Source organism: Micromonospora sp. BL1, assembly GCF_003667485.1.
GTDB lineage: Bacteria > Actinomycetota > Actinomycetes > Mycobacteriales > Micromonosporaceae > Micromonospora > Micromonospora tulbaghiae.
The window spans coordinates 1-10,179 of record NZ_RCVK01000383.1; the positions used below are offsets into that span (position 1 = coordinate 1).

General features: G+C 73.1%; 8 protein-coding genes and 1 rRNA gene. 3 read left to right on the top strand and 6 right to left on the bottom strand.

Features of this window, described 5'->3' with window-relative positions; genetic code table 11:
• Positions 1–93 precede the first annotated feature (93 nt).
• Positions 94–1,656 carry an alkaline phosphatase gene (locus EAD96_RS28370; RefSeq protein ID WP_121686394.1) on the bottom strand — a complete coding sequence of 521 codons (1,563 nt, stop codon included), beginning with the start codon at positions 1,654–1,656 and terminating at the stop codon, positions 94–96.
• Between the two features lie 193 nt (positions 1,657–1,849).
• Here EAD96_RS28370 and EAD96_RS28375 point away from each other — a divergent pair, with 193 nt between their 5' ends.
• Positions 1,850–2,290: a carboxymuconolactone decarboxylase family protein gene (locus EAD96_RS28375; RefSeq protein ID WP_121686395.1), complete on the top strand. Its 441-nt coding sequence runs from the start codon at positions 1,850–1,852 to the stop codon at positions 2,288–2,290.
• Positions 2,291–2,350: 60 nt separating this feature from the next.
• On the opposite strand, the gene ndk is transcribed toward EAD96_RS28375, so the two are convergent.
• Positions 2,351–2,776, bottom strand: a complete 426-nt coding sequence (ndk, locus tag EAD96_RS28380; protein WP_121686396.1) for a nucleoside-diphosphate kinase — start codon at positions 2,774–2,776, stop codon at positions 2,351–2,353.
• 145 nt (positions 2,777–2,921) lie between these two features.
• Between ndk and EAD96_RS28385 the strand changes: the two genes are divergently transcribed.
• Positions 2,922–4,286, top strand: coding sequence for a VOC family protein (locus EAD96_RS28385; protein WP_121686397.1), 1,365 nt, complete (start codon positions 2,922–2,924; stop codon positions 4,284–4,286).
• A gap of 21 nt (positions 4,287–4,307) precedes the next feature.
• Here EAD96_RS28385 and EAD96_RS28390 read toward each other — a convergent pair whose 3' ends face one another.
• Genes EAD96_RS28390 through EAD96_RS28400 form a run of 3 tightly spaced genes read right to left on the bottom strand, consistent with a single transcriptional unit; the run spans position 4,308 to position 8,715 of the window.
• Positions 4,308–4,769 (bottom strand): DUF4233 domain-containing protein, encoded by a 462-nt coding sequence (locus EAD96_RS28390; RefSeq protein WP_121686398.1) that lies wholly within the window; start codon positions 4,767–4,769, stop codon positions 4,308–4,310.
• Positions 4,766–6,100 carry a folylpolyglutamate synthase/dihydrofolate synthase family protein gene (locus EAD96_RS28395; protein ID WP_120573612.1) on the bottom strand — a complete coding sequence of 445 codons (1,335 nt, stop codon included), beginning with the start codon at positions 6,098–6,100 and terminating at the stop codon, positions 4,766–4,768. The genes EAD96_RS28390 and EAD96_RS28395 overlap by 4 nt, the downstream gene beginning before the upstream one ends.
• Complete coding sequence (locus EAD96_RS28400) at positions 6,097–8,715, bottom strand: valine--tRNA ligase (RefSeq protein WP_121686399.1); 2,619 nt, start codon at positions 8,713–8,715, stop codon at positions 6,097–6,099. Before EAD96_RS28400 ends, EAD96_RS28395 begins: the two co-directional genes overlap by 4 nt.
• A gap of 69 nt (positions 8,716–8,784) precedes the next feature.
• On the opposite strand from EAD96_RS28400, the gene EAD96_RS28405 reads away from it, so the two are divergent.
• The gene (locus EAD96_RS28405) at positions 8,785–9,462 is read left to right on the top strand and encodes a hypothetical protein (RefSeq protein WP_121686400.1); all 678 of its coding nucleotides are present in this window, start codon (positions 8,785–8,787) and stop codon (positions 9,460–9,462) included.
• A gap of 598 nt (positions 9,463–10,060) precedes the next feature.
• On the opposite strand, the gene rrf is transcribed toward EAD96_RS28405, so the two are convergent.
• Positions 10,061–10,177, bottom strand: a 5S ribosomal RNA gene (gene rrf, locus EAD96_RS28410).
• Positions 10,178–10,179: the final 2 nt, after the last annotated feature.

The following is a 10,179-nucleotide window of genomic DNA, read 5'->3' on the forward strand; positions in this document are numbered from 1 at the left end:
CACCCGGCCCGACCCCGTCGATCATGAAGTTGACGGCGGAATCGGAGATCCACATCGCCGCCAACCTCATGATCGACGAGGTCGGGCCGGGTGTCAGGCGGGACGCGACGGGGCCGGGAGGGTGGTGGTCCAGAGGGAGGCGCCGGAACGGTCGCGCAGGTGGACCGTCAGGGCCGCCGACGGGCCGTCGACGGTCACCTCGCCGAAGTGCTGGAAGCCCTCGGCCGGGGAGGTGTTGGCGCGCGGCGGGGCGTGCACGAAGACCGCCTTCGGGCCGAACGTGCCGTCGAGCGCGTTCGGGCCGAACGCGCCGGCGTGCGCCGGGCCGGAGACGAACTCCCAGAACGGGCTGAAGTCACGCACCGCGGCGCGCGCCGGGTCGTAGTGGTGGGCGGCGGTGTAGTGCACGTCGGCGGTGAGGAACACCAGCCCGGTCACCCCGGCCCGGTGTGAGGCGCGCAGCACCTCGGCGAACTCCAGCTCCCGGCCGGCCGGCGCGCCGTGATCGCCCTGCGCGACACCCTCCTGCGCGGTGGATCCGTCCGGCACCACCACGCCGATCGGCAGGTCGTTGGCGATCACCTTCCAGGTGGCGCGGGACGCGCGCAGTTCCCGGATCAGCCACTCCCGCTGCGCCTTGCCGAGCAGCCCGCGATTGCGGTCGGCGTACGTGTTGCCGTCGTTCGGGTCCTTGTAGGTGCGCATGTCCAGCACGAACACGTCCAGCAGCGGCCCGTACGACAACTTGCGGTACATCGGCCCGCCGGCCGGCACCGGCAGCCACTCGTGGAACGCCTGCCGGGCCCGGGCGGCGAGCACGTCCACCCGCTTCTCTCCGTACCGCTCGTCGGTCAGGATCTCCCCCGGGTACCAGTTGTTGACCACCTCGTGGTCGTCCCACTGGTTGATCTGCGGCACCTCGGCGGCGAACGCCCGCAGGTGCTCGTCGAGCAGGTTGTACGCGAACTGCCCCCGGTACTCGGCGAGCGTCTCGGCCACCTTGCTCTTCTCCGGCGTCACCAGGTTGCGCCAGGTGCGGCCGTCCGGCAGGACCACGCTCTCGGCCAGCGGCCCGTCGGCGTACACGGTGTCACCGCTGCACAGGAAGAAGTCCGGACGGCGCTCCCGCATGGCCCGGAAGATCGCCAGGCCGTCGAAGTCGGGGCTGATTCCCCAGCCCTGCCCGACGATGTCGCCGGTCCACACGAACCGCACGTCACGCCGCTGGTGCCGCCGGGGGGCGGTGGCGAACGAGCCGGTCAGCGGCTCGCTGCACAGGCCGTGCCGGTCCAGGCTCTCCACCCGTACCCGGTAGTGCAGCCGCTCCCCCGCGGGCAGGCCGCGCAGGCGGACCTTGCCGGTGAAGTCGCCGGTCGGGTCGACCACCGGGCCGCGCACCAGGCGGGCGCCGCGCAGGTCCGGCCGGCGGCTCACCTCGACCAGCATCCGGCCGGGCCGGTCCGCGCGGGTCCAGACCAGCGCCGAGTCGGCGGTCACGTCGCCGCTCTGCACGCCGTGGGTGAGCAGCGGCCGGCCGCCGGGCCGCAGGCCGGGCGCGGCGGGCGCGCCGGGCGCGCCGAGCAGCGCGCCGCCGGCGACTCCGGCCCCGGCGACCAGGCCGGCGCGGAGCAGGGTACGTCGATCGATGTGCGTCATGGGTTCTCCCGGTCTCGGCAGTGTCGCCAGCCCGGTCTACCGGCCGCAGGTGGCCGGGAACTCCGGTCGAGGTGACCGGAACGTCAACGACTGTTGTCGGCCCGGTCATGACCACCGTCACACCGCCAGCGCGTCACGCCGCGCCCGTCGTGCCCCGTCCTGTGCGCGTACCCCAACAAACGAGGAGGCGGCGATGAGCCGGATGGACATGGCGGCGGTGGCACCCGAGGCGTACCAGGCCGTGCTGGGCCTGGAGAAGTACGTCCGGACGAACGTGGACCACACCGTGCTGGAGCTGGTGAAGCTCCGGGCGTCGATGCTCAACGGCTGCGCGTTCTGCGTGGACATGCACAGCCGCGAGGCGCTGGCGGCCGGTGAGGACAGCCGCCGGCTGTTCGCGGTCGCGGCGTGGCGCGAGGCCCCGTTCTTCGACGAGCGGGAGCGGGCCGCGCTGGCCCTCACCGACGCGGTGACCCGGCTCGGCGAGCACGGCGTGCCGGACGACGTCTGGGACGCGGCGGCGAAGGTGTGGTCGGAGAAGGAGCTGGCCGACCTGGTGGTGGCGATCGCCACCATCAACGTGTGGAACCGGGTCGCGGTGACCTGCCGGACGCAGCCGCCGGCGTCGGTCTGACGGCTGACGCACGACGGCCCCGGTCCCGCCAGGAGCGGGCCGGGGCCGTCGGCGTGTCGGTCAGGCCATCTCGGGGAACCAGAGCGCGATCTCGCGCTTGGCGCTGTCCGCCGAGTCGGAGGCGTGCACCAGGTTCTCCCGGTTCGACAGCGACAGGTCACCGCGGATGGTGCCGGCGGCGGCCTTGCGGCCGTCGGTGCTGCCGATCATCGCGCGCACCACCTCGATCACCTGGTCGCCGGAGAGCACCAGCGCCACCAGCGGGCCGCTGGTCATGAACGTCTTCAGCGGCGGGTAGAACGGCTTCTCGACGTGCTCCGCGTAGTGCTGGTCGGCGAAGTCGCCGTCCATGGTCCGGCTCACCATCGCGTCGATCCGCAGGCCCTTGCGCTCGAAACGGGACAGGATCTCGCCCACCAGACCGCGGCGCACCGCGTCGGGCTTGATCAGTACGAGCGTCCGCTCGTCCGGGCTGCTGCTGGACACGCTGGGTTCCTCCTGCGCACTCAAACGGGGTTCGGCTGGGTACGGTCAGCGTAGCGACCCGGTCCCGGCGCCGGCGCGGCGGCTGCGTCTTCCCTGGCCCGCCGCGGCGGCCTAGCCTGGCCCTGGAACCCCTGGGAGGTCCACTGTGGCGAATGGCGGGAACCGCACGATCGCGCCGGTACGCAAACTGATCGGGGCGGTGCTGGGCACCGTCGCCACCTTCGTGACCGTGTTCGGGCTCGGCATGACCAGCTGGGCCATCGTGGCGCTCGGGGTCGCGCTGCTGGTGCTGGCGATCGCCCTGGCCACGGTACGCGGGGGCGGCCGCACCTGGGTGATCGGCCTGGGGCACGTGCACAGCGCCTCCGAACCACCCACCCAGTACGCGTTCGGCCGGTGCGAGCTGCAACTGGTCATCGACGCGCCCGGCCTGCCGCCCCGCTCCAAGAAGATCATCGAGCCTCGGGTGCCGGTCGCCAAGTGGCCCTCGCTGGGCCAGGCGCTGCCGGTCCGGGTGGCGCTCGACGACCAGCGGCACGTGCGCGTGCTCTGGGACGAGGTGCCCACGCACGCGGAGAGCGCCGCCGCGGTCGCCGACCTGCCGCCCGAGTACGCCGCCGAGCCGGATCCGCTGGACGAGCCGCTGATCGCGCAGGAGGCGCCGCCGTGGGCCGGGCGCGCGCCGGAGGACGACTTCCGCGACGACTACCCGCCCGCGCCGGACCCGTACCTGGACGACGTGCCACCCCGGGCCGACGACCGCGAGCCGGTGGTGCTGCACCAGAGCCCCGGCGGCCCGGTGGTGCTGGAGGGGCAGCTCGTCGAACGGGCCGACCGCACGGCCGGCCCCGGCCCGCTCCCCCGCCGCGCCCCGGCGCCCCGTTCGCCGGCCGAGGAGCCGCCCGACACGGTGCCGGTCGAGACCGTGCTCGTCGACAGCGGGCCGGCCGACACCCGACCGACCGACACCCGACCGACCGGCACCGCGCCGGCCGACACCGGGCCCGACCCGATCGACCTGCCGCTGGACGACCCCGCGGACGCGCCGCGGCGCTCCGACGCGCCGCCGACCGCCGAGGAGCTGGACGAGGCGATCTTCGGCCCGGCCGGCACGGCCGAACCGGACGAGCTGGCCAGCCCGATCAGCGGCGTCGGCATCACGCTGCTCGTCGCCGACCTGGACCGGTCCCTCGACTTCTACCGCGAACTCGGCTTCGACGAGCTGGACCGGGGCGAGGGCAACGCCGTGCTCTCCTCCGGCCCGACCCGGCTGGTGCTGCGCCGGGTGACCGGTGCCGCCCCGATCAGCCGCCGCCTGGTGCACGTCAACCTGGAGGTGGACGACATCCAGGGGGCGTACGAGCGGCTGCGCGACTCCGGCGTCCGGTTCACGTACGCCCCGCGCGTGGTCAACCGGGGCACCAAGCTGGAGGTGTGGGCGGCGGCCTTCCGCGACCCCGACGGCCACGGCGTCGCGCTGACGCAGTGGCGCACGCTCGCCGACGCCTGAGCCGTACGCGGCGGGCCGTCCTCAGCCGAGGATGACCCGCCGCACGTGCAGCGCGTACGCCCACACCAGCGCGAACATCACCCCGAGCGCGAACAGCGACCAGTGCAGCAGCCCGGAGAGCAGCAGCAGGCCCTGGATCACGGTGCCGGCGTGCCACGCCCACGGGCGGCGCATCATCCCGGCGAGCACCACACAGGCGACCGCCAGCGCCACGATCGCGCCGATCGCCGCGCCGCTCAGGTCACCGCCGACCACCCGGATCGGCTGGATGGCCAGCAGCAGCACCAGCGCCTCCAGCGACATGGTGCCGGCGCCGAGCCCGCGTACCGCCTTGTCCGGGTTCCGCAGCCCGGACCGGCGGACGCCGTCGGGCTGCTCCGGACCGGTCGCCTGCGGCCCGGCGTCCGGACGCGGCTCCGGGCCGGCCGGATGCTCCGGGCCGGTCGGGCGCTGTGGACCGGTCGGGCGCTGCGGGCCGGTCATCGCTTGAGCAGCCGGCGGGCGTCGGCCACTGTCACCACCGATCCGGTGACCAGCACGCCCACCCCGGACAGCTCGCCCGGCACGTCCGACTCGGCCTCCGCCACCGCCGCCTCGATGGCGTCGGGCATCTCCCGGGCCACCTGCACCCGCTCCGGCCCGAAGATCTCCCGCGCCAGCGCGGCCAGCTCGTCCACCGGCATCGCCCGGGCCGAGCTGTTCTCCGCGACCACGATCGAGTCGAGTACCGGTTCGAGCAGTTCGAGCAGGCTCGCCGCGTCCTTGTCGCCGAGCACCGCCAGCACGCCGACGAGCTTGCTGAACGCGAACTCCTCCTGCACGGCGGCGACGGTGGCGGCCATCCCGTGCGGGTTGTGCGCGCCGTCGAGCAGCACCGTCGGGGCGCTACGCACCCGCTCCAGCCGGCCCGGCGAACTCGTCGCGGCGAAGCCCTCGCGGACCGCCTCGATGTCGAGCTGCCGCCGGGCCCCGGCGCCGAGGAACGCCTCCACGGCGGCCAGCGCCACCGCAGCGTTCTGCGCCTGGTGCGCGCCGTGCAGCGGGATGAAGATCTCCTCGTACACCCCGCCCAGGCCCTGGATGGTCAGCACCTGGCCGCCGACCGCGACCGCCCGGCGCAGCACGCCGAACTCGGCGCCCTCGCGCGCGACAGTGGCGTTGACCTCGGCGCAGCGTTCCAGGATCGGGCGGGCCGCCTCCTCCTCCTGCGCCGCCGCGATGACGGTGGCGCCGGGGTGGATGATGCCCGCCTTGTGCAGCGCGATGTCCTCGATCGTGTCGCCGAGCCACTCGGTGTGGTCCAGCCCGATCGGGGTGATCACGGCGACGCCGGCCTGGATCACGTTCGTCGCGTCCTCCGCGCCGCCGAGCCCGACCTCCACCACCGCCACGTCCACCGGGGCGTCGGCGAACGTGGCGAACGCCAGCGCCGTGGTCATGTCGAAGTACGTCAGCGGCTCCGCGAACCGCTGGTCGACGAGTTCGGCCAGCGGCGCGATCTCGCGGTACGTGGACACGAACCGGTCCTCGCTCACCGGCTCGCCGTCCAGGCTGATCCGCTCCCGCACGGTCTCCAGGTGCGGGCTGGTGTAGCGGCCGGTGTGCAGCCCGAACGCCCGCAGCAGCGAGTCGATCATCCGGGCCGTCGAGGTCTTGCCGTTGGTGCCGGTCAGGTGGATCGACGGGTACGCGCGCTGCGGGCTGCCCAGCAGGTCGAGCAGGGTCTCGATCTTCTCCAGCTCGAAGTGCATCCGGGTGAAGCCGCGCGCGTTGAGCGCGGCCTCCACCTCGGCGAACTCGGTGCGGTCGTTCACGAGGAAAGCGCCTCCAGGGCGGCGTCGATCCGGACCAGGTCCGCCTCGGCCACCGCCAGCCGCTCGCGGATCTTCGCCACCACCGGCTCGGGCGCCTTGCCGACGAACGCCGGATTGTCCAGCTTCGCCCGCGCCTGGGTGGCCTCCTTCTCGGCCGCCGCCCGGTCCTTGGTGAGCCGGGCGCGCTCGGCGGCCACGTCGATCGAGCCGCGCGTGTCGAGCGCGACGCTCACCGCGCCGGGCATCGCCAGCGTGGCGCTCGCCCGGAAGTCGTCGCCGGGCGCGTCCAGCCGGGCCAGCGAGCGGACCAGCGGTTCGTGCGCCGCGATGCCCGCGCCGGCCAGGCCGTCGAGCCGGGCGGCGACCCGCTGGGTCGGCCGCAGCCCCTGGTCCGAGCGGAACCGCCGGACCTCGGTCACCACCCGCTGCAGGGTGCCGACCTCGCCCTCCGCGGCGTCGTCGATCAGGGTACGGTCGGCGACCGGCCAGGACGCCGTCAGCACGGTCTCGCCGCCGCTGAGCGCGGCCCACAGCTCGTCGGTGACGAACGGGATGACCGGGTGCAGCAGCCGTAGGAGCTGGTCCAGCACGTGCCCGAGCACCCGGCGGGTGGCGTCGGCGGCGGAGCCGCCCTCGGCCAGCACCGGCTTGCTCAGCTCCACGTACCAGTCGCAGACGTCGTCCCACGCGAAGTGGTAGAGCAGGTCGCAGACCTTCGCGAACTCGTACGCCTCGAACTGCTCGTCGACCTCGGCGGTGACGTGCGCCAGCCGGGACAGGATCCACCTGTCGACGGTGGAGAGGTCACCGGCGTCCGGCAGCGGGCCGTCGGTGTGCGCGCCGTTGAGCAACGCGAACCGGGTGGCGTTCCAGAGCTTGTTGCAGAAGTTGCGGGAGCCCTGGCACCACTCCTCGCTGACCGGCACGTCCTGGCCGGGGTTTGCGCCCCGGGCCAGCGTGAACCGGGTGGCGTCGGCGCCGAAGCGGTCGATCCAGTCCAGCGGGTCCACCACGTTGCCGAACGACTTCGACATCTTCTTGCCGTGCTCGTCGCGGACCATGCCGTGCAGCGCCACCACGTCGAACGGCTGCACGCCGTCCATCGCGTACAGGCCGAACATCATCATCCGGGCGACCCAGAAGAACAGGATGTCGTAGCCGGTGACCAGCACGCTGGTCGGGTAGAACTTCGCCAGGTCCGGGGTCTGCTCCGGCCAGCCGAGCGTGGAGAACGGCCACAGGCCGCTGGAGAACCAGGTGTCCAGCACGTCCTCGTCCTGCCGCCAGCCCTCGCCGGTCGGCGGCTCCTCGTCCGGGCCGACGCAGACGATCTCGCCGTCCGGGCCGTACCAGACGGGGATGCGGTGACCCCACCAGAGCTGGCGGGAGATGCACCAGTCGTGCATGTTGTCGACCCAGGCGAAGTAGCGCTTGGCCAACTCGGCCGGCTCGATCTTCACCCGGCCGTCGCGCACCGCGTCACCGGCGGCCTTGGCCAGCGGCGCGGTGTTGACGAACCACTGCAACGACAGCCGCGGCTCGACAGTCGTCTTGCACCGCGAGCAGTGCCCCACCGCGTGCAGGTACGGCCGCTTCTCGGCCACGATCCGGCCCTGCTCACGCAGCGCCGCGACGATCGCCGGGCGGGCCTCGTACCGGTCCAGGCCCTCGAACGGGCCGGGCGCGGTGATGACGCCGCGCTCGTCCATGATCGTCAGCGAGGGCAGGTCGTGCCGCTGGCCGATCTCGAAGTCGTTCGGGTCGTGCGCCGGGGTCACCTTGACCATGCCGGTGCCGAAACTCGGGTCGACGTGCTCGTCGGCGACGATCGGGATCCGCCGGTCGGTGAGCGGCAGCTCCACCTCGGTGCCGATCAGGTGCCGGTAGCGCTCGTCGTCCGGGTGCACCGCCACCGCGGTGTCGCCGAGCATCGTCTCCGCGCGGGTGGTCGCCACCACGACCTCGTCGCCGTAGCGGATCGAGACCAGCTCACCCTCGTCGTCGGTGTGCTCCACCTCGATGTCGGACAGCGCGGTGAGGCAGCGCGGGCACCAGTTGATGATCCGGTTGGCCCGGTAGATGAGCCCGTCGTCGAAGAGCTTCTTGAACATGGTCTGCACGGCCCGGGACAGGCCCTCGTCCATGGTGAACCGCTCGCGGTCCCAGTCGACCGCGTCGCCGAGGCGGCGCATCTGGCCGAGGATCGCGCCGCCGGACTCGGCCTTCCACTGCCAGACCCGCTCGACGAACTTCTCCCGCCCGAGGTCGTGGCGGGACAGCCCCTCACCGGCGAGCTGCCGCTCGACCAGGTTCTGGGTGGCGATGCCGGCGTGGTCCATGCCCGGCAGCCAGAGCGCCTCGTGCCCCTGCATCTTCTTGCGCCGGGTGAGCGCGTCCATGAGGGTGTGCTCGAAGGCGTGACCCATGTGCAGCGAGCCGGTGACGTTCGGCGGCGGGATGACGATGGTGAACGGCGGCTTCTCGCTGTCCGCCGACGCCCGGAAGTGCCCGCCGGCTACCCACTGCTCGTACCGTCGCTGCTCTACCTCGCCGGGCTGGTACTGGCCGGCGAGGGTCGGGGCGTCGGGGCGTCGGGCATCCAGTCTCTCGGTCACCCTGAAAGTCTACGGAGCGCTTTCGGGGACCCGACGTGCACCACCTGTGATTCGCGTACGGTGGCGGTCATGTCCGACGCGCATCTCACCGAGCGCCCGGTCGACGGGGGTTCCGATCCGGTCGAGCTGACCGAAGAGCCGATCGAGCTGAGCCGCCGCGATCCCGCGCAGGAGCCCGAACGCCGTCCCGTCTCGCGGCGCCGGAAGATCGTCCTGGCCGCGCTGCTCGCGGCGGGCCTGGCCGGCGCCGGTGCGCTCGGGCTGGGCGGCTGGCGGGTGCTCCAGCAGAAGGACACCACGCTCGACCAGCCGGCCGAGGTGGCCGGGCTGGTCCGGGACGACAGCGAGCGGGCCCGCAGCACCGCCGACTACCTGCGCGACGGACTGGCCGCCGACATCGAGCTGGACCGCGGCTTCGGCGCCGTCTACTCCGACCGCGGGGACGCCAAGCGTTCGGTGCTGCTGTTCGGCGGCACCACGCTGCTCTGGCAGCCCGAACGCGACCTGGACACCCTGTTCGGCCTGATGGCCGACGAGACCGGCCGGGTCGCCGGGCTGCGCGAGGTGGACGCGGGCCGCCTGGGTGGCGTGATGAAGTGCGGTACGACCAGCGGCGACGGCGGCGACTTCGCGGTGTGCGGGTGGGCCGACCACGGCAGCGTGGTGATGGGCATGTTCCCGGGCCGCCGGGTCGACGACGCGGCAGCGCTGTTCCGCGACATCCGCGAGTCCGTCCAGAGCCGCTGACCCGCGACCTCGGCGCTGACTCGTCCACGCCGGTACGGCGAGGCGCCCACACACGCCTTGCCCCGTCCCCCGCACGTCGCCGTATCGGCGGCCCTCTGTCCCCTCCCATGCCCCAGTTCCGGGGCAATGGCGGCCCAGCCCTCCTGTTCGGGGAGGTGGCTGGATGCCGGGCCGTCCGTTGTCACCATTCCGGGGAAGTGGTGGGCCGGTTCGCCACCTCGGGGGAAGTGGCTGGATCCGCACCTCGCCACCGCCACTTCGGGGAAGTGGTGAGCCGGTTCGCCACCTCGGGGAACTGGCTGGATCCGCCGCACCTCGCCACCGCCACTTCGGGGAAGTGGCGGGCCGACTCGCCAGTCCGGGGAAGTGGCTGGATCCGGAGCACCTCGGTACCGCCACCGCGGGGGAGTGGCGGCTTGGTTCGGCAGTTCAGGGAAGTGGCAGGCGTATGGCTAGCCGGTGCGGTGCCGGCAATCGGGTGGGGGCGGCCCATCGCTCACGCGCGTCCGGGGCCGGCTTTGCGGCCGGTCTGGCGCTTTCCCCCGGGGGGACGCAATTCAGGGCCACCCCGTGTGGGGTGGCCCTGAATGGGAAGATTGTCCGGCGGTGTCCTACTCTCCCACACCCTCCCGAGTGCAGTACCATCGGCGCTGGAGGGCTTAGCTTCCGGGTTCGGAATGTTGCCGGGCGTTTCCCCTCCGCCATGACCGCCGTAAC